We start from the raw sequence: 20,741 nt of genomic DNA, 5'->3' as shown, positions 1-20,741 counted from the left end.
ACGAAAGCCACGTTCGCGACACCTAGCGTCCCGAACGTGGCTTTCGTGACACTCGAAACCGGCAGGCCTCAGCAGTTCTCCAGGAAGTGCCGCAGCACCCGGGTGCCGAACCGCAGTCCCTCGACCGGGACCCGCTCGTCGACACCGTGCGCCATCGCGCGGTAGGGGAAGCCTTCCGGCAGCCACAGTGGCGCGAAACCGTAGCAGTCGATCCCGAGCGGACTGAACGCCTTCGCGTCCGTACCGCCGCCCATGCAGTAGGGAACCACGATGGCTTCGGGGTCTTCCGAGCGCAGCGCGTCCGCCATCGCGTCGAACCACGGCGAATCGACGGGTGCCTGGACCGGCGGCTGGTGCGCGACGAACTCGCGTGTGACGCCCTCGCCGAGCATCGCGTCGAGTTCGGCGAACAGTTCCGGCTCGGCATCGGGCAGCACGCGGACGTCCACCTGGGCCTCGGCCGAACTGGGGATCACGTTCACCTTGTACCCGGCGTCGAGCATGGTCGGGGTGGTGCTGTTGCGGACGGTCGGCACCACCAGCGCCCCGGCGGGGCCGAGCCGCGCGATCGTCCCGTCCACATCGGACAGATCGACCGGCACGCCGAGCGCCTCGCCGGTGCGTTCGAGGAAAGCCTGGACCGTCGGGGTCAACTGGACCGGCCAGCGATGCGAGGCGATCTTGCCGAGCGCGGTGACCAGCCGGGTGACCGCGTTCTCGTCGTTGGGGCGCGAACCGTGCCCCGCCCGCCCCTTCGCGGTGAGCCGCAGGTGTGCGGTGCCGCGTTCGGCCGTCGCCACCGGATAGAGCCGCACGGTCCGGTCGTCGGCGGCGGGGACGTGGTAGGTATACGCGCCCGATTCGCTGATCGCGGCCGCGCAGCCGTCGAACAGGTCCCGGTGCGCCGCGGCGAGCCAGTGCGCGCCGAAGTCGCCCTTGTCCTCCTCGTCGGCCACGAACGCCAGGACGATGTCCCGCCTCGGCCGGAATCCGGTGGCGAGGGCGGCGAGCACCATCGCGATGAAGTCCTTCATGTCGACCGCGCCCCGGCCCCAGAGGAACCCGTCGCGGACCTCGCCGGAGAACGGGTCCACCGACCAGTCGGCGGCGTCGGCCGGGACGACGTCGAGATGTCCCTGCACCAACAGCGCGGGCAGGCTCGGATCCGTGCCGGGCACTCGGGCGATCACGTTCGCGCGCCGGGGCGCGGACTCGATGATCTTCGAGTCGATCCCGAGCCCGGACAGCAGCGAGGCGACGTACTCGGCGGCCTCGCGCTCGCCCTCGGAGTCCCCGTTGCCCCGGTTCGTGGTGTCGAACCGGATCAGCCTCGAACAGACTTCGACAACATCCAGCTCAGCCATAGATACCCTGCACCGCCCCGGCCGCGATCGCCGTGACGATCTTGAACGCCTTCATCGCTTCCGTCATGTCCGGCGCGTCGAAACCGACCCGCCGCACACCGATCTGTTCCACCGTGGGGATCACCGCGGCGGCCTGCGCGAGATGACTCGCGTCGAACTCGACTTCGATCCGGTGGGGTGTGGTGAACCGCTCGACCCGGCCCGCCCGGTTCATCGCGTCCGCCGCGGCCGAGGAGAGCAGCTCGGCGGTCCTGGCGGGTGGCAGGCAGATCGCGGCGTAGCGGCTGACGCACTCCTTGACCGTGACCAGCTCGGCCTCCGGCGCGTAGTCCTGGGCGTCGTCGCAGGCCTTGTCGTCGCCGGAGACGACCAGCACCGGGACGCCGTACTCGGCGGCCATCGCGGCGTTGAGCCTGCCTTCGCTGGCGGGGACGTCGTCGAGCCACACGCCGGTGATCTGGTTCTCCAGGTAGGTGTGGGAAAGGACGCCGTCGAAGCCGGCGCCGGCGTGGTAGCCGAGGAAGACGACCCCGTCCACGCCGGTGTCGATGCCCTGCATCATCGAGAGCGGCTTGTGCCTGCCGGTGAGCATGCGCGCGCGGCCGTCGAGGTCTTCGAGCAGGAGGTTCCGCTGGGACGAATGCGCCTCGTTGACCAGTACGTCGGTGGCACCGGAGTCGAACAGGCCCGCGATGGTGGCGTTGACGTCGCCGGTGAACAGGCGCCGGAATCGCTGCCACTGTTCGGTGCCCGGGATGACGTCCTCGGTCCAGGTGACGCCGGTGGCGCCCTCCATGTCCGCCGAGATCATGATGCGCATGCCGGGCACCCTAGCCGAGGCGCTTTGTCCTCGCCCCCGGGATCAGGGCCAGGATCCGGACCGCGGGTAGACCGCCCAAGCGCGCTCCCAGGCGGCGGCCCGCTGCCGGTCCAGCACCAGCCGGACGACCCGGTGGAGCAGCACGAGCGCGGCGACCACCGCGAACCAAAGCCAAAGGCCGACGAGCACGGAATCGAACACCGCCGTCGACGCCGTCCTCGGCGCGGCGGTCAGATCACCGCGGGCGTCGATCCAGATCGGCACGGGCGATCCGGCCGGGCTGCCCGGCGTCGCGAAGACGCCGCCGGTGTGCCGGGCGCCGCGCGAGTCGGTCCAGGCCGCCTCGGTGGCGGAGTCGTCCGTCCCGACGCTCTCGCTGTCGACGATGCGGACGGGCGCGGCCTTGAGCAGGTACGCGGTGGTGGCGTGCCGTCCGGCCGCGTCGGTGGCGGCCGCGGCGACCTGCCTGCCGTGGTTGGCCGAGCCGACGGCGGCCGCGACCGGGATGGCGAGGAGCGCCGCGAGGATGACGAGTTTGAGGAGGAGGGCTTCGAACCGGTCGGAGCCGCGGGCCAGCGAGTTGTGACCCGGGAAGAGCCGTCGCCGGAACCGGGCGATCGGACCGCTGGACCCGTGCACGAGGAACCCCATTCCCTCAGACCGCGAAAACCTCCACTGTCGATTCTCGGTCACCGGAGCGCCGATGTCGCGGTATGGGGACACAGACCACTCTGTGAACCCGTACACAACCTTTAATTCGTTTTGCCCGGTCGCGTACTCCCGCTACCGTCTTCGGCATGGGGATTTTCTTCACTCTGTGATTCTCGCCTTCGACGCGGCCCTGGCGTAGAGCCTTCGCTCCGCCGGGCCGCGTCCTTCCGCATGTTCTTCTTCCTTGCGAGAATCAGGAGGACGCCTCTATGCGTACCCCGCATCGAAATCCCGAAACACAACTCGTGCTCTCCGGTGTCACCAAACGTTTCGACGACCATGTCGTCCTCGACCTGGTCTCCTTCACCGCCAAACCGGGGGAGAAGGCCGGCGTGATCGGTGACAACGGCTCGGGCAAGTCCACCCTGCTGAGGCTGATCGCCGGCCGCGACCGGGCCGACAACGGCACGGTGACCGTCACCGCGCCCGGCGGCGTCGGCTATCTCGCGCAGACGCTGGAGCTGCCCGAAACCGCCACGGTCGGGGACGCGATCGATCTCGCGCTGGCCGACATCCGGGAGCTGGAAGCCCGGTTGCGGGCGGCCGAGACGTCGCTGGAAACCGCCGAAGACCTGGCCGTCTACGGCGATCTCCTGACCGCCTACGAGGCCCGGGGTGGTTACGAGGCCGACGCCAGGGTGGAAGTCGCCCTGCACGGACTCGGGCAGCCTGGCCTCGATCGCGGTCGCGAACTGGGCGCCCTGTCCGGCGGGCAGCGGTCCCGGCTGGCGCTCGCGGCCACTTTGGCCTCGTCTCCCGAACTGCTGTTGCTGGACGAGCCGACCAACGATCTCGACGATCAAGCCGTCGCCTGGCTGGAGAACCACCTGCGCGGGCATCGCGGCAGGCTCGTCGCGATCACCCACGACCGGATGTTCCTCAGCCGGGTCACCACGACGATCCTCGAGGTCGACGCCGACCGGCGGACCGTGCACCGCCACGGCGACGGTTACGCGGGCTACCTCGCGGCGAAAGAGGCCGCGCGGGCCAGGTGGGCGCGCGAGTACGAGGAGTGGCGGCTGGAGAAGGCCCGCTACGAAAGGATGGCGGACGTCAACATCGACCGGTTCTCGGCGATCCCGCGCAAGGCTCCGGCGGCCTTCAGCGGGGCTGGCGCGTTCAGGGCCCGCTCCCGGGCGCACGGGGCGAAGAGCCGGATCCGGTCGGCTCGCGAGCGGATCCAACGCCTGGAAGCGGACCCGGTTCCGCCACCGCCGCGGCCGCTCCGGTTCACCGGGCGGATCGAGGCGGGGGAGGCGGAGGCCGATCGGTACGTGGTCAAGGTGGACGACGTGTCGGTCGACGGCCGTCTGCCGCGGACGTCGCTCAGCGTGCTGCCGGGCGAGCGGGTGCTCGTCACCGGACCCAACGGGGCGGGCAAGACCACCCTGATGCGGGTGCTCGCCGGTGAACTGGCTCCGTCGACCGGATCGGCGGAGCGGGCGGGCCGGATCGGGTTCCTGCATCAGAACGGCGGCCTAGCACCCGACGCCCGGACCGTCCTCGAGGTCTTCTCGGAAGACAGGGACGACGCGGAGGCGGCCGAGCGGTTGCTGTCGCTGGGCCTGTTCCGGGCGCCGGATCTGCGGAAGCCGGTCCGGGAGCTGTCCGTCGGGCAGCGTCGCAGGCTGGAACTGGCCAGGTTGGTGACGGCCAGGACCGACCTGTTGCTGCTCGACGAGCCGACCAACCACCTCGCCCCGGATCTCGTGGAGGAGATGGAGCGGGCGCTCGCGGAGTACTCCGGCGCGCTCGTGGTCGTCACCCACGACCGGCGGATGCGGCGGACCTTCGAGGGCAGGCGGCTCGAACTCGTCACCGCAGCGGCGTGAGCGGACCGTCCACTTTGGCCGGGTTGAGGCAACTGTTCAGCCCGTCGACGAGAGAGCAGGTCCCGGGCCCGCGCTTGAGCCGGAAGCCCTGCGGTACGCCACCCGCCGCCACCAGATCGCGGTAGGCGGGTACGGCGTCCGTGGGGCGCCGGGTCAGCGCGGGGTCGGTCAGAGCGTCCACTGTGTACAGTCCGAACCGGGCGCGGTAGCTGCCCCATTCGTAGTTGTCGGTGAGGCTCCAGTAGTTGTAGCCGATGAGGTTCATCCCGTCGGCCTTCGCCCGCTGGAGCCAGTACACGGTGTCGCGCACGTGATCGCCGCGCGTGTAGTCCGCGTCGCGGAGTTTTCCGTTGTCCGTGGCCATGCCGTTCTCGACGATGTAGAGCGGCAGGCGCGGGAACCGGTTGTGGTAGCTGCGCAGCGCGTAGTAGATGCCTTCGGGTTGGAGCTTGACGTCCCAGAACTTGTCGGAGGCGGCGGCGAACACCGTCCAGTTGTCGATGCTGAGGCCGTAGTAGTAATCGATGCCGATGAAGTCGAGCTTGTCCTTGACCTGGTCGAGGAAGAACCAGTCGGCCATCCCGTTGACCCCGGTGATGTAGGCCTGGTTGCTGGTGACCTTCGAGGTCGGGTCGAGCTCGTGGATCAGGTCGTAGGCCCGCCGGTGCGCCTGGACGACGTTGGACTGCGCCGCGAAGTACCGCGTCGCGTTCAGCGCGCCGACCTTCTGTTCGTTCTGAAGGAAGACGAGCGGCTCGTTGAACGTCACCCAAAGGACGTCCTGCCCGGCGTAGCGCTGGACGATCCTCCGGCTGAACTCCAGCCACGCGTCGGCGGTCCGTGTCTCGGCCCAGCCGCCCTGATCGAGCGCCCAGCCCGGGTAGACCCAATGGTTGAGCGTGATCATCGGGGTCATGCCCGCGGCCCGGACCTGCCGGAGCACGTCGTCGTAGAAGGCCAGTCCGGTTTCGTCCCACTGGCCGGGAGAGGGTTCGACGCGAGCCCACTCGACACCGAAGCGGTAGGTGTTGACGCCGAGCTCGGCCGCGAGGCGGATGTCGTCGGCGTAGCGGTGCCGGAAGTCGACGGAATCCCGGTACTCGTCGACGCCGTCCTTGCCGGCGGAGCGGTCGACGAACCGCTTCCAGTTGCTGTCCGGCGCGCTGCCCTCGGACTGGTAACCCGACGACGCCACGCCCCAGTAGAAGTCCCGGGACCAGCCGTCGTCTTGCGATGCGGACGCGTTCACGGCCGAAAGTGTCGCGCATAGTGAGACGGCGAGAAGCAAACCGGCTCCTCGGCGTAATCTTCTCCGATGCTCCGGCCACTTCGACGATCGTTCACCGGTGTCCGCCATCTTCCGGACGCTAACGTGAGTGAACAGCGTAAACAAGCGGCCGTCCGGGGACTTCGACGATGACGTCAGGGAGATGATCGACTTGACCGGCAGCACGGTCCGCCACGCCGTCTATCTGCCGCCTTTCGGCCCGTTCGGTGAGCCCGGGGTGCTCGTCGACCTCGCCGTGCGCGCGGAGAGGGCGGGCTGGGACGGCTTTTTCCTGTGGGATCACGTGGTCGCGGACACGATGCCCATCGCGGATCCGTGGACGACGCTCGGCGCCATCGCGCACGCCACCAGCAGGCTGCTCTTCGGGCCGATGATCACGCCGCCCGCCCGGCGCCGCCCGTGGGTGGTCGCCCGGCACGCGTCGACGGTCAGCAGGCTCTCCGGTGGGCGCCTGATCCTCGGCACCGGGCTCGGTTCGGACGAATCCGGTGACTTCAGCCGGTTCGGTGAGCAGACTGACCTGCTCACCCGGTCGGCGATGTTCGACGAAGGTCTCGACGTCATCCGCGCGATCTGGTCCGGCAAGCGGTTCGACCACGACGGCGCGCACTACCAGGTCGCGCTCGCCGAGGCGCCGCCCGAGCCGTTCCCGATCCCGATCTGGGTGGCCAGCTCCACCGACAACCCGCGCGTGGTCCGGCGAGCGGCGTTGTGCGACGGGATCTTCCCGAACCCCGAGGACCACACGCCGACCGCCGAAGAGATCGCCGAGACCCATCGCGCGCTCGGTCTCGCCGGGCTGGAGCCGGGCCGCCCGTTCGACGTCGCGGTCGCCGGTAACGCGAGTCCGGCGTGGGAGGAGCCGATCAAGGTCGATCTGCCCGCGTTGGGGCAGGCAGGGATGACGTGGTGGATGGAGTCGCTGATGCATCTCGATCCGCTGGAGCTTTCGCAGAAGATCGTCGACGCCGGCCCGCCGCGGTGGTGATGATCAGCGCGCTGGCCGCGAGTGGGGGCAAGGCCCAGAGCACGGCGGTGACGTAGCCGTTCTGGGCGGGGAGCAGGCTTCCGCTCGGGGTCGTCGCGGCGAGCAGGGAACCGGCGAGCGCGCTGCCGAGGCTGAAACCGATGCTGCGGATGATCTGGTTGATCGAAAGCACGCTGGCCGTTTCCTCTTGCCGCACACCGACGAGAACGAACTTGGGCATCAAGGCGAAGATGCCTCCGACGGCGAAGCCGAGCAAAGCGATCGCTGCGAGCACGGCGATGATCGAGTGGCCGGCGACGACGAACAGCAGCGCGCCGAACATCGCGATCGCGGCCGAGAGCGCGTAGGTCCACCGTTCGGTGAGACGCGCGACGAGGCGGGGCACCCACTTTCCCGCGAGGAATCCGAGCAGCGAGAACGGGATCAGCGCGGCGCCGGCGGCGACTCCGGGGAGCGCGAATCCGTACGGGGCACCGTCGGGGGTCTGTACGTAGCGGGTGAACAGGCTGAACAGCAGGTACAGCCCCAGTCCTGCGATGAGGATCGCGACGTTGGCGCGCAGGAGGGGCCCTTGCCGCAGCAGGCGCAGGTCCACCAGCGGCGCCGCGACGCGCAGTTCGACGACCGCCCAGACGGCGAGGATCGCGAGCGAACCGGCGAGGATGCCACCGGCCGTCCAGGCGTTCGCCCAGATCGAAGGCTGGGCGATGACCAGCAGGAGGCCGAGCGAGCCGAGAGCGAGGAGGAACGCGCCGAGGAAGTCGATCCGAGGGCGTTCTCCCGGCGCCTCCGCGGGCAGGGAGCGCCACGCGATCGCCAGTCCGACGACGGACAGCACGAACCCGAGGCCGTAGGCGGCGCGGAGCCCCGCGAGCTGGTCGACAAGGCTGATCACCGGATAGCCGACGCCGATACCCACGGTCGTGGCGACGGACAAGAGAGCGATCGTCGACGTCGACCGCTCCGGCGGCAGGTGCGCGCGGGCGACGCTCATCAGCAACGCCCCGACGGCCACGCCGAGTCCTTGCAGACCGCGTCCGATCAACAAGGCCACGAACGGGAGCGGGAGCACCGTCAGCAGACCGCCCACCGCGACGAGGGCGAGAGTGACCAGGATCGTGGTGCGGCGATACGGGCCGCTGCCGAGCCTGCCGAGGACCGGGCCCGCGATCGCACCGGCGAACAAGGTGATGGTCAGGGTCCATTGCGCGGCGTCGAGGGATACGTGCAGGCCCGTGGCGACCGGGGTGATGAGCGGCGCGCCGACACTGCCGATCACCGCCGCCGACAACGCCGTGCCCACGAGGGCGGCGCTCAGCCGTCCGTCCCGCCGGTCGCTCATCGGTTCGTCTCACTCGTGATGTGCGCGAACAGTCCGGCCTGGATCCTGGTGCGGACGCCGTCCGCCCAGCCCGCGTCGACCTGCTCGACGTCCATCGCGGCGCCGGCGTTCAGCAGCATCCCGAAGGCCAGGAACGCCTTGACCGACACCGGTTCGAGCCCGGTGCCGTCCTCGGTCGTATCCCACATCCGCGCGAAACACGCCCGTACCGCGTCCCGCACCTCCGGGTCGCCGCACGCGGCGAAGCCCTGAAGCTGCAACAACAATCCGGTCCGGTCGGCCAGCTGGTCGAAGTACCGGCCGCCCATCGCCGAGAGCGCTTCGAGGCCGCTCTTCCCGTCGCCCGCTTCTCGCATCCCCTCGCTGACCGCCGCGAACGCCGACTCGACGAGTTCGAGGAACAGGGCTTTTTTCGTTCCGAACATCCTGAAGATGTAGGCCTGCGTGATCCCCGCTTCCCGCGCGATCGCCTCCGTCGACGCCCCGTGCAACCCGTGCTCGGCGAACTCCTTCGCCGCGATCGTCAGCACCTGGGCTCGTCGTTCGGTTCCGCTCATCCGTCCGGCCATGAGCCCCAAGTTACTAGTTACTAACTACCAAATAAAGGTGATGTGGCTCTACCTGTCGCAAGTCCGTGAAGGCCTCCTTGAGGGATCCAGGGTCCCTCAAGGAGGCCTTCACGGACCGAGGTGTCCACAGTGGACGAACGCTGCGCCCTTCGTCGGATTCTTGTGCTCCAAAAGACTTCATGCCCCTTGTGGCGTCGCGGGCCTTTGGTAGCGTCACCGCAGCGTCCTGCGAACCAGTGACGCCGGGGGAGAGGGGAAACATGGCTGACGAGCCGGAGGGGAACAGGGTCGACGGGCACCACGCGATGCACCTGGAAGCAGGGGTGGCGCTGATCAACGCCCTGACCGGACAGCACGTCCACGGCAGGCCGAAACCCGGGCTGGACGGCGACGAACTGGTGCGCGCGGCCGCCGGGGCACTCGGGCCGGTGGACGGTCAGGTGGATCTCGCGGTGGCGGAACGACTTCGCATCGTCGCGTCGCGGCTGCGGGAGATCATCGAGTCGCTCTCGCGGCGCGACCGAGACCAGGCGGCCGGACTGCTCAACCAGATGCTCGCCGACAGCCGGGCCCGTCCGTACCTGCATCGACACGGCGAACAGTCGTGGCACCTGCACTTCCACAGTCCCGACGCGGATTTCGTACAGCAGTGGGCGGCCGGGCTGGCGGTATCGGTGGCCGCGGCGCTCGGCGACCACATCCCGCATCGCGTCGGGCTGTGCGCGGCGCCGCGTTGCGATCAGGTGTACATCGACGCGAGTCAGGCGCAGATCAAGCGATTCTGTGGGCTGGCCTGCCAGAACCGGGTGAAGGCCGCCGCGTACCGGGCCCGGCGGTCAGGTTCGTGAGCCGCGCGGTGTCGCGTCGATGTACCACTCGCGGTTGAACACGAGCCCGAACAGCGGCGCCGGAAGCCGGGTCAGGACACGCATGAGCGGCGCGAGCCTGCCGTTTCCCTTCACCTGGGAAGAATGGGCGGCGATCGCGGCCTGCTTCTGTCGGGCGAAGCGCCTGATGTCGAAGGTATGGGTGATATCGGACCGGGCGCTGTAGGCGCGGAGAAGCACATCGACGTCGTAGCGGAACGGGATTCGCGCCAAGCGCACGATCCGCACCAGTCGTGCGACGGCGTCGCACGGGATCGTGGCTTCCAGCAGCCGGACATCGCCGGCGAGTTCCGCCGCCCGTTTGCCGACCTCGTGCACTTTGACGTGGTCGCGGTGGCCGTAGCCGCCGTTGCGGTCGTAGCTCAGCAGCACCGACGCCCGCTCCTCGCGCAGGATCGCGACGAGTCGCGCGGCCGCTTCGTCGGTGCTCGCGCGGACGAAGCGGACCCAGCCCGGCGGGTCCGGGTAGAGGATCGCGCCGTGACCGCTGCCGGAGTACCCGAGGTGCACGACCCGCTCGACGCCCAGCACCTTCGCGCTCGCCTCGAGTTCGGCTCGGCGCGACGGGTCTTCGCCCTTCATGCCGATCGTGGCCAGGACCAGGACGACGCGGTGCCCGTCCGCCGCCGCGCGGGCGAGGGTCCCGCCGGTCAGCAGAGCTTCGTCGTCGGGGTGCGCGTGGAAGGCCACGATCGTCGTCACGCTCCGAGCATGCCGGAGGTCGTCGAAACAGTCGGTGGTCAAGTCTTGACCGTCCGTCGATCCCGTGGGTAATCTCTCCTTTACTTTCCAATAGTAAGGAAAGTTTCCTATTTAATCCCGCCGCCCTGACCGTCGGCGCACCAACGCCGGTGCCGTCGACGCGAGAGGAGAAGCCGAATGCGTTGGGACAAGATCCGTCTCCGGGTGACGGCCGCACTGGCCGCCGGACTGCTGGCCCCGGTCGCCGCCGCGAGCACCTCGACGGCCGCCGAGCCCGCGGCAGAACCCGCAACGCAGGCAGCCGCCGCGCTGCCGCCGGGCAGTCCGGCGGCGGTCAACGGACAGCTGAAGGTCTGCGGCCTCCAGCTCTGCAACTCCGCAGGCAAACCGATCCAGCTCCGGGGCATGAGCACCCACGGAATCCAGTGGTACAGCCAATGCGTGAAGACCGCCTCGCTCGACGCGCTGGCCGGCGACTGGAAGGCCGACGTCCTCCGGATCTCGATGTACATCCAGGAAGGCGGCTACGAGACCAACCCGCGCAAGTTCACCGACATGGTGCACGGGTACATCGAGGAAGCCACCAAACGCGGGATGTACGCCCTGGTCGACTGGCACCAGCTGACCCCGGGCGACCCGAACGCGAACCTCAGCCGCGCCAAGACGTTCTTCACCGAGATCGCCCAGCGGCACAAGGACAAGACCAACATCATCTACGACATCGCCAACGAGCCCAACAACGTCAGCTGGGACCGCGTCCGCAGCTACGCGGAGCAGATGATCCCGGTCATCCGCGCCCAGGACTCCGACGGCGTCGTGCTCGTGGGCACCCACGGCTGGGGCTCGCTCGGCATCTCGGACGGCCGCAACGAGACCGACATCATCAACAACCCGGTGCGCGCCACCAACTTCATGTACACGTTCCACTTCTACGCGGCGTCGCACAAAACCGAGTACTTCAACGCGCTGAGCCGGGCCGCGAGCAAGATCCCGCTGTTCGTGACCGAGTTCGGCACCCAGACCGCCAGCGGTGACGGCGGGAACGACTTCACCAACTCCCAGAAGTACCTGGACTTCCTGGCGTCGAAGAAGATCAGCTGGACCAACTGGAACTTCTCCGACGACGACCGTTCGGGCGCGGTGTTCAAGCCGGGGACCTGCGCGGGCGGCTCGTTCACCGGCACGGGTCCGCTGAAGCCCGCCGGTGTCTGGATCCGGGACCGTATCCGTACCGCGGACAACTTCCCGACCTCCTGATCCCGGCAGCGCGCAAGTCGTGAGGGGTCTTCTCGGGGCGAGTCCCGAGAAGACCCCTCACGACATTTCAGCCGAGCGGCTCGAAATCGAGAGCGGCCAGGCGGTCCGGGTCGGCGAGGATGTCGATCGCCGCGATCTTGCCGTCCACGACGGTGAACGCGAAGACCGTCGTCGGGACGCCGTCCTTGGTGACGACCATCCCGGCCGCGCCGTTGACCAGCGCGGGGCGCGCGACCCCGCCCGCACCCGTGGCCCGGAACATGAGCGCCTGGCTCGCGACCGTGGCCGCCCCGCGCACGAAACGCGACGTTCCCGCCGGAGCCGCGCCTCCCTCGGCGCGCAGGATGACGTCCGGATCGAGCACCGAGACCAGCGCGTCGAAGTCGCCACCTCTGGCGGCGGCGAAGAACGCGTCGACGACCTCCCGCTGACGGTTCAAGTCCGAGTCCGGGACCGTCGGTGAGCCTTGCAGACGTCGGCGGGCGCGGCTGGCGAGTTGCCGGGTCGCCGCCGAGGACCGGCCCACGATCGGCGCGATCTCGTCGAACGGCAGGGCGAACATGTCGTGCAGTACGAACGCGAGCCGCTCGGCGGGGTCCAGGGTGTCGAGCACGACCAGGAGCGCCAGCCCGACCGAATCCGCCAGCAGCGCCTGGTGTTCCGGGTCGATCCCGCCCTCGCGGCCGATGATCGGGTCGGGGAGCTGCGCACCGACCGGATCCTCCGGCCGCGACTTGCGTGAACGCAGCATGTCGAGGCAGATCCGGCCGACGACGGTGGTCAGCCAGCCGCCGAGGTTGTCCACGTCGTCGCTGTCCGACCGGCTCAGCCGCAGCCAAGCCTCCTGCACGGCGTCGTCGGCTTCGCTGAGCGAACCGAGCATGCGGTACGCCACCGCCCTCAGGTGCGTCCGGTGCCCTTCGAAGCGCCGCGCCAGCCAGTCGTGTTCGTCCACGGTCCCCATCCTTCATCGATCAGTCGTAACCCTGACGCGTGGGAGAGCGAAGATGTGACAGGCCTTCAGCCGCGGGTGCCGGCTTGGATCGCCGGGGTGCGCAGCGCCTTCGCCGCCGCGCCCAGATGCGAACCGAGGGTCAGCGCCACCGCGACGGCGACGATGGCGAGATGGAACCCGAGCGCCTGCTCCGGCACGAGCCTGCCGGTCCTGGCCACGCTGTACGGGACGACGGTGACCGCCGCCGCGAGCGAGCCGAACAGGACGCCGACCGCCACCAGGACGGCGCCTTCGGTGCCGACCAGCCGCAAGACCTGCGAAGGTGTCGCCCCGACGAGCCGCTGCTGACCGAATTCCCGGCGGCGCTCGACGATCGCGGCGACGACGGTGTTGACCAGCATCACGGCGGCGAACAACACGATCATGCCGACGACGACGTAATTCAGGGTCTCGAGGCTGCTCGCGATCTTCGCCGGCGCGGTGCCCGCCGTGTTCTCGATGGCCTGCATGGTCAGCGTGCCGGTCGCGATCCCGGTGAACAGGATGATCGGCACGAGCACGCCGGCGAGTTGACGGCTTCGGACGCGAAGGTGCGCCGCGGTGAGGTGACCGCTGACGCCCGCTCGTCGCAGCGGTGCGGCCAGCACGGCGGCGATCGGGCCGAGCAGTGCGGGGGAGAGGAGCGCGAAGCCGATCGCGGCGAGGATCGCGCCCTGACCGCCGATCGCCATCAGCGCGGGCTCGTTCCCGGTGAACACGGTCATCGTCACCACGCCGCAGCCGAGTCCGGACGCCAGCACGGCCGTCGCGCCGATCACGCGGGTCCGGCCGGTCGGACGGGTGTCCACGCCCGCCTCACGGATCGCCTCCACCGCCCCTTGCCCGGTCACCTGGCGTGCGGCGACGGCCGCGGCGGTCAACGCCGCGAGCAGCGTGATGCCGGTACCCATCGAGACCGCGATCGGACCGAACCGCGCTGCCAGCCCGGCCGGTACGCGGCCCGTGTCGCCGAGCAGCCCGACCAGCCACCGGCCCGCGAAGACCGACGGAGTGACGGCAGTGGCCGAAGCGAGGACTGCTACAGCCGCCGCCTCGCCGACGATCATCCGGGTGATCTGCGACGGCGTCGCGCCGACACTCTTGAGTAACGCCAGCTCCGCGGCGCGCTGCCTGATCAGCAGGGACAGGGTCGACAGCGTCGCGAACAGGACGATCACCAGACCCCAGCCGCCGACGACGCACGCCATGATCAGCAGGGTCTTCCCCGCTTCCGGTCCGGCGGCCGCCCGGGTGTCCAAAAGGGACGCGAACGTCATCAGGATCGTGGCACCGAAGAACAGCGCGACGAAGCTCGCGATGAACCCGGTCGGACGACGGCGAAGCGACGAGAACACCAGCTTGGTCGCGATCATGCGAACAGCCCTCCCCAGGGGTTTGCCCCCAGGTTAGGGAGGCGGGACGGCTCCGGACATGGGACCGGCCCCCGGGCGCGAGGTAGGGCCGGCCCTACCGTTTCGGGTAGCCGCCGTCGACCTCTTTCACCGGCTTGTGGGGGAAACGGCGTTCGGCGTACTCCTTCGCCGCCGAACCTTGCCGCACGTAGAGGGTCTCCACTTTGTCCTGCAACGGCTTCACCACGTTTCCGAGGAAGCCTCGGCGGTCGTCGAGGTACGGCCCGAGCACGTCCTCGCCCGCCGGGCAGACGGCCATGCAGTACGCGGCCTTGTAGTTCGGCTTGAACGCCAGGCTCTGCCACATCGAGACGTTCTCCGAGTCGGTCACCCTGGACCGGAAGTCGGCAGCGTCCTCGCTGTCGGCCACGGTCTGCGCCCAGTCGGTGAAACCGCTCATGAACTCGCGATAGTTGTGTGTCGAGCAGGCGACGAAGTCGAATTCGCCGGTCTTCGAGATCGCCCCGATCGGGCAGGCCGCGACGCACAGCTTGCAGTCCAGACAAGGGTTGTAGTCGAGGGCTTCGCCGTGCTCGGACACCTCTGCGTCGACCAGCAACGTCGCCAAGAGCACGAAGTTGCCGAACTTCGGGTGGATCACGTTGCGGTGCAGCCCCATGGCGCCGAGCCCGGCCGCGACGGCGACCGTCTTGTGCGCGACCACCCAGATCCGGCCGGGGTAGTGCTCCATCTCCATCGGGAACGTCGCCGACGGGTTGATCGCGCGGTAGCCGGCGTCCTGCAAGGCCCGGACGATCGTGTGGCCCGCTTCGTTGATGATCTCACCAGTGCGGTGGAACTCCTGATTGGCCACGCTGCGGGCGGGGGATCGGACGTCGTCGCGGTTCATCCGCACCACGAGCGAGACGAGGGTCTTGGTGCCGGGAAGCGCTCGGAGGACGTGCTCGCGTTCGCTCACCAGGTCCGGGTGGTCGAGCGACACGGCCGCCGCGTCGTCGGCGCCCGCGGCGAGACAGATCTCCTTGAGCCAGGCCGCGTCGATCACCGGCGACGGTTTGTCCCGCGGGTTGGCGAGCACCGCCTGAACCGACGGATGGCTCGCGAGTTTCCTGGGGAGCCGGTCGGTCACAACGCCTCCAGGATGGTCGCGTTGGCCTGGCCGCCGCCTTCGCACATCGCCTGGAGGCCGTACCGGGCGCCGTGGTGGTGCAAGGCGTTGACCAGCGTGCCCATCAGCCGGGTTCCGCTGGCGCCGAGCGGATGGCCCAGCGCGATCGCGCCGCCGTGGACGTTGACCTTGGCCGGATCGGCCCCGGTCTCCTGCTGCCAGGCCAGCACGACACTGGCGAACGCCTCGTTGATCTCGAAGAGGTCGATGTCCGACAGGCGCAGCCCCGCGCGCCGCAGCACCTTCTCCGTCGCCGGGATGACGCCGGTGAGCATGAGCAACGGGTCTGATCCGGTGACGGCGAAACTGTGCAGGCGCGCGCGGGGACGGAGACCCAGCCGGGCCGCGGTCTCGCTGGAAGTGATCAGCACGGCGGAAGCGCCGTCGTTGATCGGGCTGCTGTTGCCCGCGGTCACCGACCAGTCGATCTGCGGGAATCGCGCGGCCACGTCAGGGTTCTGGAACGCGGGGCGCAGCTTGGCGAGGGTTTCGAGGCCAGTGCCCGGGCGAACGGACTCGTCGGTGGACACGAGGCCCGAGGGTGTCTCGATCGGCACGATCTGACTCGCGAACCGCCCGAGGTCGTGTGCCCGCGACGCCTTCCGGTGCGACGACACGGCGAACTCGTCCATCGCCTCCCGGCTGAGCGACCACTTCGCGGCGATGAGTTCCGCGCTGATCCCTTGGGGCACCAAGCCTTCCGGATAGCGCTCCGCGACCCCGGGGCCGAGGGGATCGGTACCGGGCAGCACGTTGGACCACATCGGGACGCGGCTCATCGACTCGACACCGCAGGCGATGACGACGTCGTACGCGCCGGCCATCACGCCCTGCGCGGCGAAGTGCACGGCCTGCTGACTGCTCCCGCACTGCCGGTCGACGGTGGTCGCGGGCACGCTTTCCGGCAGTCCGGCCGCGAGCGCCGCCCACCGCGTGACGTTCTGGGCCTGTTCGCCGACCTGGTCGACCGCGCCGCCGATGACGTCGTCGATCAGCGCCGGGTCGAGTCCGTTGCGCTGCACGAGTGCCCGCAACGTGTGGGCGAGTAGCTGGACCGGGTGGACCTCGTGTAGGGCGCCGCCGGGCTTGCCCTTGCCGATCGGGGTCCGGACGGCGTCGACGATGACCGCGTCGTGCACGGCTGCCTCCAGTGGTGAGTTGGGTTCTCCAACTCACTGTGGCATCGAGTGGGTTGGAAATCAAGACTCACTGGGTTTACGCTGGTAGCATGACCGAAGGACCGAGGGACTGCTCGATCGCCAACGCGATGGAGGTGATCGGGGAGCGCTGGAGCCTGCTCGCGCTGCGAGAGGTGTTCTTCGGGGCGCGGCGGTTCGACCAGATCGTCCGCAACACCGGGGCGAGCCGCGACATCCTGACCGCGCGGCTGCGCAAACTCGTCGAGACGGGAATCCTCGAGAAACGGCTCTACGAGGAGCATCCGCCGCGCTACGAATACGTGCTCACCGAGGCGGGGCACGCGCTCAACCACGTGCTGCTGAACCTCATGGCGTGGGGCGACCGGTACGTCACGGAGGGGCCGCCTCCGACGGTGTGGCGCCACGCGTGCGGCGAGGAACTCGCGCCGGAAACGGTGTGCGCGCACTGCCGCGAACCGGTGCGGGAGAAGGACATGACGCTGGTGCGGAGCAGCCGACGCGCCAGTTCCTGAGATGTCCGTGAAGGCCTCCTTGAGGGACTCTGGGTCCCTCAAGGAGGCCTTCACGGACTCGCGTCAGCCGCGGTTACGCCACTCCCGCGCGATCATCCGCATGAGCGCCGGATAGATGATCGTGTACCGGAACGGCTTGATGAATCCCATGTACGCCCGGCCGAACAGGCCGTTGGGTTTGACCAGCACCGCCATCTGGCCGCGATACCCGCCCTGGCCGTCGTCGACCCACGCGATGTGCATGACGCCGTGCATGGTCCGGTTCGCCATTTCGGCGGCGAATTCGTCTTCAAGACGGTAGAGCGGGGTGAAGGGCAGCCAGTCCTCGTCCGGGCCCGTGGGGGTTTCGCGGAGGTCTTCCGGCAGCTTGCCGCGGAGTGATCCCACGCGGGTGTCGAGGCCGGAGCTCCGTTTGTCCAGCCCGAGCAGTCCGCCCAGTTTCCAGCGCAGCGCCCACAACGCCCGGACCGGGAGCGGTGCCTCGTCCGGGAAGTCGCCCGACGAGAACTGCTTCACCAGCTTGTCGAACTCGCCGGGTCCGCCGGGTGTGTCCAACGCCCAGACGTCTTCGAGGTCGAAATCCCCGGCGATTTCGTGGATCCGCCAGGAATGCGAGGTGTGGGCCGTGTTCGCGAGTTTCATGCCGACACCAGCTGGACGATCTCACGCGGGCGGACCTCGCGGTCGTCGAAGGTGACGTCCACGTCCGCGGAGCCCAAAGCCTGCATCGAAGCCGCCTGTGCCGCGGCTGATTCCCAGCGGACGATCGACACCACCGCGTCCCCGTCCGCGGTGACCCAGCATTCGGCGGCGAGGCAACCTGGAGTGGTGCGCAGGACGCCGGCGACGCGGTGGACCCGCTCGACGAAATCGTCGTGATGATCGGCGTGCGGGTAGTGCGTGGCCACGAATCCGACAGTCATGTCGTTGTTCCTCCCAGTGAACTCCGCCATCTATACGGTAGCGTATATATCGTCGTCGTGGTGCCGGAGTGACGGGAGATACGGTGATCGCATGGCAGCCGAAACCCGCACCCCGCCGAGCGCGTGGATCGACGCGGGACTGCTCGCCCTCGCCGCCGGAGGCCCCGGCGCGGTCCGGGTCGAGGCGCTCGCGAAAGCGCTGGGTGTCACGAAAGGCAGTTTCTACGGCCATTTCTCCGACCGGGGCGCACTGCTAGAAGAGATGCTCGCCACCTGGGAACGACTGAGCACCGGCGAGCTGATCGCGAGCGTCGAGCACGGGGGTGGCGACGCGAGGGCGAAGATCCGGCGGGCGGGCATTCTCACCGGCGACCGCGTCCTGTCGGTCGACCTCGCGATCCGGGACTGGTCCCGGCGCGACCCGGAGGTGGCCGAACGGCTCCGGCGGGTCGACAACCAGCTGATGGACTACCTGCGTTCACTCATGCGCGAGATCTTCACCGACGACGACGAGGTCGAAGCGCGCTGCCTGCTCGCGTTCTCGCTCCTGGTCGGGAAGCACTTCATGGCCGCCGACCACGGCGGCCGCAGCCGGGACGAGGTCACCGAACTGGCCGGGAGCCTGATCCTCGGCGGTGGGCACGGACGTGACGGCTGAGGCAGGCCATCGGCTCCTGGCCTTCCTTCGTGAGCTTGAAGCCGTGGAGATCGCTGAGTCGCGGTGGCAGCTCTGTGGCTCGATCTGGCGGGCCACGGTGGACGTCGAACCGCGCCGCTGGCTCGGATTGGCGTTCGAGGCGCTGGATCCCGTGACCGGCAAGCGTGCCACCTATGACATCGACACCGATCTGTACGACCTGTCGCAGGACGAGCAGCGCGAGTTCGCGGAGGAGATCGAACGCGACATCATCGAATTCCTCGACAATCTGAGGAAGGGAGCCATGCTCCGCGGCAACGACGGGTCGAAGTTCGTGCTCGTCTTTCCCCTGGACAGTTCCTATGTTCGCGTCGTCCAAGGCCGCTTCATGACCAGCGCGTCTTCATACCCGGATCTCGCCGCGGCTCGAACCGGCGGCGACTACGTCCCGGTAGAATGACGAGCTAGTCGTCGTCCTCTCCGGGCGTCGTCGGGACCTGCTTGCGCGCGACGTAGATGAGCAGCCCGATGATCACCACGGGGCCGACGAAGATGAGGATCTCGTCCCAGCCGCCCTGGTGCATCATCATCACCCGCGCCGCGATGGTCATGAGCCGGAGACCAGCGCGATCCCGAGCGCGGTGTAGCCGATCATCAGCGCCAGCATGGGGTACTGACCCACCTTGACGTAGTTCGCGCGCAGCACGCCGACGGATCGATCATGTGCCGAGGTTACGGCCAAGACGTGCCCGGCGACGATCCCGGCGATCTGCACCAGCGCGATCATGCCGGTCGAGACCACCGTGTAGTCGATCGCGCGGTCGAAGCCCTGCTGTCCGGAGAACACGGCGAACGAGAAGTAGTGCGCGACGGTGTAGCCGACCATGATCGGGATCAGCGACGGCGCGAACGCGGGATACGGGTCGAACCCCCGCCGCAGGTAAGGCCTGGTCAGGCTGATGGCGCCCGCGTAAGCGCCGTAGGTGAGCGCGATGCAGACGGCGAGCCCGGCGGTTCCGCCGAGAACGCCGGCGTCCAGCGACGTCCAGAAGGGGAGCCGGGTCAGGCCGTCGAACGCCGTCGAGCCGAGCACCACCAAGACCAGCGCGGTCAGCCACGGCGCGGGGGAGATGGTGAGCAGCCCGTCCAGCGGATTCCGGACCACGAGACGCCCGTCGCCGCGCCTGCCGAAGGGGGAGAGGGCCGCGACCAGGCGGGCGTAGACCTCGAAAGCGTCACCGCGGTCGAACCAGCGCGGACCGAAGACCACGCCGAGCGCAATGTGTATAACGGCATACACGGTGCAGAAAAGGGCGATCGCTCTCGGCGAGTCCGAGTGCGGGAAAACCAGTTCCAGCCAAAGAAACGCCAGGAGGCCGACGATCGCGGGCAGGTAGCCCAGCCGGTCCGGGAGTACGCGATGCCGGGCGGGGAGCAGCGACGCGATCGTCCTCAGTGGATTGAGCCGTCGCCAGACCGGGCCGAGCAGTAGCGAAAGCGGTACCAGGCCGACCCAGAACCAGACGTAGAACCACGCCGGAGCCGGGTTGTCGGCCGAACTCGCGGGACCGGCCCAGGCCATCGCCAGGAAACCCGTGAACAGCACCATGCCGACCACGCGCGACGCGACCCGGGTGAACGCGCTGTCGACGAACCGTTCCAGGGGGCGGGGGAGCACGCGGCCGGCGTCGGCGCCGCGGAGCTTGGGCTCCTTCCAGAGCACGGTGAGCGCGAAGAACGAGATCACGACGGCCGCCGCTCCCGCGTAGAGCGCGAGCCACAACGGGACCGGCAGATCGGACCGGCCGCCGAGGCCGTGCGCCAGGATCATCCGCCGACCCGGAGCTTGGTCACCGCCGCGCCGCTCTTGTGCAGTTCCACCTCGAAGATCCCGTCGATGTTCGCGGTGAAGGAAACCGTTCCCGGAACTCCGGGCGCCAGCTGGGCGGCCTTGTCGTAGCCATGGACGTGCAGCTCGTCCGCCTGGTCGGAGGTGACCTCCAGTGCGACGTTCTCCCCGGTGCGCAGCGCGACCTCTTCCGGCCCCGCCGTGCGCTTGCCCTCGGTGATCGAGAACTTCACGGTCCTGGTGCCGGTACCCGGCGCCGATTCGGTGCCGGTCGATCCCGAACAGCCGGTCACGGCCAGCAGTGCGGCCACGGTGATCCCGCAGATTCCGCCGATCCTCTGCATCGAGGTCCCTTCAAGTCGTAC

The 20,741-nt window shown here is 68.9% G+C and carries 22 protein-coding genes and 1 pseudogene; 7 read left to right on the top strand and 16 right to left on the bottom strand.

The features are described from left to right. Positions 1-68 precede the first annotated feature (68 nt). Genes B0293_RS32315 through B0293_RS32305 form a run of 3 tightly spaced genes read right to left on the bottom strand, consistent with a single transcriptional unit; the run spans position 69 to position 2,823 of the window. Positions 69-1,364: a M20/M25/M40 family metallo-hydrolase gene (locus tag B0293_RS32315; RefSeq protein WP_005150960.1), complete on the bottom strand. Its 1,296-nt coding sequence runs from the start codon at positions 1,362-1,364 to the stop codon at positions 69-71. Then, a complete protein-coding gene (locus B0293_RS32310) occupies positions 1,357-2,184 on the bottom strand; it encodes a M55 family metallopeptidase (RefSeq protein ID WP_005150961.1) in 828 nt (275 codons plus the stop codon). Before B0293_RS32310 ends, B0293_RS32315 begins: the two co-directional genes overlap by 8 nt. A gap of 42 nt (positions 2,185-2,226) precedes the next feature. Then, positions 2,227-2,823, bottom strand: a complete 597-nt coding sequence (locus B0293_RS32305; protein WP_005150964.1) for an Rv1733c family protein — start codon at positions 2,821-2,823, stop codon at positions 2,227-2,229. Positions 2,824-3,104: 281 nt separating this feature from the next. Here B0293_RS32305 and abc-f point away from each other — a divergent pair, with 281 nt between their 5' ends. Continuing rightward, positions 3,105-4,727, top strand: a complete 1,623-nt coding sequence (gene abc-f / locus B0293_RS32300) for a ribosomal protection-like ABC-F family protein (protein ID WP_005150968.1) — start codon at positions 3,105-3,107, stop codon at positions 4,725-4,727. Here the strand turns inward: abc-f and B0293_RS32295 are convergent. Further along, positions 4,711-5,976, bottom strand: coding sequence for a glycoside hydrolase family 1 protein (locus tag B0293_RS32295; RefSeq protein WP_077241437.1), 1,266 nt, complete (start codon positions 5,974-5,976; stop codon positions 4,711-4,713). The two genes, abc-f and B0293_RS32295, sit on opposite strands and share 17 nt — an antisense overlap. A gap of 181 nt (positions 5,977-6,157) precedes the next feature. Here B0293_RS32295 and B0293_RS32290 point away from each other — a divergent pair. Continuing rightward, positions 6,158-6,847, top strand: a pseudogene (locus tag B0293_RS32290) (LLM class flavin-dependent oxidoreductase); the annotation flags it as partial. A 34-nt stretch (positions 6,848-6,881) separates the two neighbouring features. On the opposite strand, the gene B0293_RS32285 reads toward B0293_RS32290, so the two are convergent. After that, positions 6,882-8,345, bottom strand: a complete 1,464-nt coding sequence (locus B0293_RS32285) for an MFS transporter (protein ID WP_005150973.1) — start codon at positions 8,343-8,345, stop codon at positions 6,882-6,884. Beyond that, the gene (locus tag B0293_RS32280; RefSeq protein ID WP_005150984.1) at positions 8,342-8,914 is read right to left on the bottom strand and encodes a TetR/AcrR family transcriptional regulator; all 573 of its coding nucleotides are present in this window, start codon (positions 8,912-8,914) and stop codon (positions 8,342-8,344) included. Before B0293_RS32280 ends, B0293_RS32285 begins: the two co-directional genes overlap by 4 nt. Positions 8,915-9,174: 260 nt before the next feature. Here B0293_RS32280 and B0293_RS32275 point away from each other — a divergent pair, with 260 nt between their 5' ends. Further along, complete coding sequence (locus B0293_RS32275; protein WP_005150988.1) at positions 9,175-9,762, top strand: CGNR zinc finger domain-containing protein; 588 nt, start codon at positions 9,175-9,177, stop codon at positions 9,760-9,762. On the opposite strand, the gene B0293_RS32270 is transcribed toward B0293_RS32275, so the two are convergent. Continuing rightward, entirely contained in the window at positions 9,751-10,503 is a 753-nt protein-coding gene (locus B0293_RS32270; RefSeq protein WP_039915541.1) for a PIG-L deacetylase family protein, read from the bottom strand. The two genes, B0293_RS32275 and B0293_RS32270, sit on opposite strands and share 12 nt — an antisense overlap. Before the next feature lie 177 nt (positions 10,504-10,680). Between B0293_RS32270 and B0293_RS32265 the strand changes: the two genes are divergently transcribed. Further along, positions 10,681-11,760, top strand: coding sequence for a glycoside hydrolase family 5 protein (locus B0293_RS32265; protein ID WP_005150992.1), 1,080 nt, complete (start codon positions 10,681-10,683; stop codon positions 11,758-11,760). Positions 11,761-11,827: 67 nt separating this feature from the next. Here B0293_RS32265 and sigJ read toward each other — a convergent pair whose 3' ends face one another. The 4 genes from sigJ to B0293_RS32245 form a co-directional block, all read right to left on the bottom strand. Beyond that, positions 11,828-12,715: an RNA polymerase sigma factor SigJ gene (sigJ, locus tag B0293_RS32260; RefSeq protein ID WP_005150994.1), complete on the bottom strand. Its 888-nt coding sequence runs from the start codon at positions 12,713-12,715 to the stop codon at positions 11,828-11,830. Positions 12,716-12,780: 65 nt separating this feature from the next. Beyond that, positions 12,781-14,127 carry an FtsX-like permease family protein gene (locus B0293_RS32255; protein WP_005150996.1) on the bottom strand — a complete coding sequence of 449 codons (1,347 nt, stop codon included), beginning with the start codon at positions 14,125-14,127 and terminating at the stop codon, positions 12,781-12,783. Between the two features lie 94 nt (positions 14,128-14,221). Then, the gene (locus B0293_RS32250; protein WP_005150998.1) at positions 14,222-15,256 is read right to left on the bottom strand and encodes a hypothetical protein; all 1,035 of its coding nucleotides are present in this window, start codon (positions 15,254-15,256) and stop codon (positions 14,222-14,224) included. After that, positions 15,253-16,434 carry a thiolase family protein gene (locus B0293_RS32245; protein ID WP_005151001.1) on the bottom strand — a complete coding sequence of 394 codons (1,182 nt, stop codon included), beginning with the start codon at positions 16,432-16,434 and terminating at the stop codon, positions 15,253-15,255. The genes B0293_RS32250 and B0293_RS32245 overlap by 4 nt, the downstream gene beginning before the upstream one ends. 89 nt (positions 16,435-16,523) lie before the next feature. Here B0293_RS32245 and B0293_RS32240 point away from each other — a divergent pair, with 89 nt between their 5' ends. Beyond that, the gene (locus B0293_RS32240) at positions 16,524-16,967 is read left to right on the top strand and encodes a winged helix-turn-helix transcriptional regulator (protein ID WP_005151005.1); all 444 of its coding nucleotides are present in this window, start codon (positions 16,524-16,526) and stop codon (positions 16,965-16,967) included. 63 nt (positions 16,968-17,030) lie between these two features. Here B0293_RS32240 and B0293_RS32235 read toward each other — a convergent pair whose 3' ends face one another. Beyond that, positions 17,031-17,609 carry a DUF2867 domain-containing protein gene (locus B0293_RS32235; protein WP_005151018.1) on the bottom strand — a complete coding sequence of 193 codons (579 nt, stop codon included), beginning with the start codon at positions 17,607-17,609 and terminating at the stop codon, positions 17,031-17,033. Continuing rightward, on the bottom strand, positions 17,606-17,890 hold the full coding sequence (locus tag B0293_RS32230; protein ID WP_005151019.1) for an antibiotic biosynthesis monooxygenase family protein: 285 nt from the start codon (positions 17,888-17,890) through the stop codon (positions 17,606-17,608). Before B0293_RS32230 ends, B0293_RS32235 begins: the two co-directional genes overlap by 4 nt. Positions 17,891-17,981: 91 nt before the next feature. Between B0293_RS32230 and B0293_RS32225 the strand changes: the two genes are divergently transcribed. Together B0293_RS32225 and B0293_RS32220 are read left to right on the top strand one after the other, a co-directional pair. Beyond that, the gene (locus B0293_RS32225) at positions 17,982-18,548 is read left to right on the top strand and encodes a TetR/AcrR family transcriptional regulator (protein ID WP_005151022.1); all 567 of its coding nucleotides are present in this window, start codon (positions 17,982-17,984) and stop codon (positions 18,546-18,548) included. Further along, on the top strand, positions 18,526-18,987 hold the full coding sequence (locus B0293_RS32220) for a hypothetical protein (protein WP_077241436.1): 462 nt from the start codon (positions 18,526-18,528) through the stop codon (positions 18,985-18,987). Before B0293_RS32225 ends, B0293_RS32220 begins: the two co-directional genes overlap by 23 nt. A 4-nt stretch (positions 18,988-18,991) precedes the next feature. Here the strand turns inward: B0293_RS32220 and B0293_RS43800 are convergent, their stop codons facing one another. From B0293_RS43800 to B0293_RS32210, 3 genes are read right to left on the bottom strand one after another with little or no spacing between them, the layout of a single operon-like run. Continuing rightward, on the bottom strand, positions 18,992-19,138 hold the full coding sequence (locus B0293_RS43800; protein ID WP_005151026.1) for a hypothetical protein: 147 nt from the start codon (positions 19,136-19,138) through the stop codon (positions 18,992-18,994). Further along, on the bottom strand, positions 19,135-20,358 hold the full coding sequence (locus tag B0293_RS32215; RefSeq protein WP_005151028.1) for a hypothetical protein: 1,224 nt from the start codon (positions 20,356-20,358) through the stop codon (positions 19,135-19,137). Before B0293_RS32215 ends, B0293_RS43800 begins: the two co-directional genes overlap by 4 nt. Then, positions 20,355-20,720, bottom strand: coding sequence for a cupredoxin domain-containing protein (locus B0293_RS32210; protein ID WP_005151030.1), 366 nt, complete (start codon positions 20,718-20,720; stop codon positions 20,355-20,357). Before B0293_RS32210 ends, B0293_RS32215 begins: the two co-directional genes overlap by 4 nt. Between the last annotated feature and the right edge of the window lie 21 nt (positions 20,721-20,741).

It is taken from the genome of Amycolatopsis azurea DSM 43854 (genome assembly GCF_001995215.1).
GTDB classification, from domain to species: domain Bacteria; phylum Actinomycetota; class Actinomycetes; order Mycobacteriales; family Pseudonocardiaceae; genus Amycolatopsis; species Amycolatopsis azurea.
This window is presented reverse-complemented; position numbering and strand designations above follow the sequence as displayed.

What these genes read in the sequence shown, in the direction of transcription:
- abc-f (WP_005150968.1), top strand. Translation starts at nt 3,105, where the DNA reads ATGCGTACCCCGCATCGAAATCCCGAAACACAACTCGTGCTCTCCGGT.
- B0293_RS32265 (WP_005150992.1), top strand. Translation starts at nt 10,681, where the DNA reads ATGCGTTGGGACAAGATCCGTCTCCGGGTGACGGCCGCACTGGCCGCC.
- B0293_RS32210 (WP_005151030.1), bottom strand. Translation starts at nt 20,720, where the DNA reads ATGCAGAGGATCGGCGGAATCTGCGGGATCACCGTGGCCGCACTGCTG.
- B0293_RS32230 (WP_005151019.1), bottom strand. Translation starts at nt 17,890, where the DNA reads ATGACTGTCGGATTCGTGGCCACGCACTACCCGCACGCCGATCATCAC.
- B0293_RS32225 (WP_005151022.1), top strand. Translation starts at nt 17,982, where the DNA reads ATGGCAGCCGAAACCCGCACCCCGCCGAGCGCGTGGATCGACGCGGGA.
- B0293_RS32255 (WP_005150996.1), bottom strand. Translation starts at nt 14,127, where the DNA reads ATGATCGCGACCAAGCTGGTGTTCTCGTCGCTTCGCCGTCGTCCGACC.
- B0293_RS32285 (WP_005150973.1), bottom strand. Translation starts at nt 8,345, where the DNA reads ATGAGCGACCGGCGGGACGGACGGCTGAGCGCCGCCCTCGTGGGCACG.
- B0293_RS32315 (WP_005150960.1), bottom strand. Translation starts at nt 1,364, where the DNA reads ATGGCTGAGCTGGATGTTGTCGAAGTCTGTTCGAGGCTGATCCGGTTC.
- B0293_RS32310 (WP_005150961.1), bottom strand. Translation starts at nt 2,184, where the DNA reads ATGCGCATCATGATCTCGGCGGACATGGAGGGCGCCACCGGCGTCACC.
- B0293_RS32275 (WP_005150988.1), top strand. Translation starts at nt 9,175, where the DNA reads ATGGCTGACGAGCCGGAGGGGAACAGGGTCGACGGGCACCACGCGATG.
- B0293_RS32280 (WP_005150984.1), bottom strand. Translation starts at nt 8,914, where the DNA reads ATGGCCGGACGGATGAGCGGAACCGAACGACGAGCCCAGGTGCTGACG.
- B0293_RS32240 (WP_005151005.1), top strand. Translation starts at nt 16,524, where the DNA reads ATGACCGAAGGACCGAGGGACTGCTCGATCGCCAACGCGATGGAGGTG.
- B0293_RS43800 (WP_005151026.1), bottom strand. Translation starts at nt 19,138, where the DNA reads ATGACCATCGCGGCGCGGGTGATGATGATGCACCAGGGCGGCTGGGAC.
- B0293_RS32215 (WP_005151028.1), bottom strand. Translation starts at nt 20,358, where the DNA reads ATGATCCTGGCGCACGGCCTCGGCGGCCGGTCCGATCTGCCGGTCCCG.
- B0293_RS32235 (WP_005151018.1), bottom strand. Translation starts at nt 17,609, where the DNA reads ATGAAACTCGCGAACACGGCCCACACCTCGCATTCCTGGCGGATCCAC.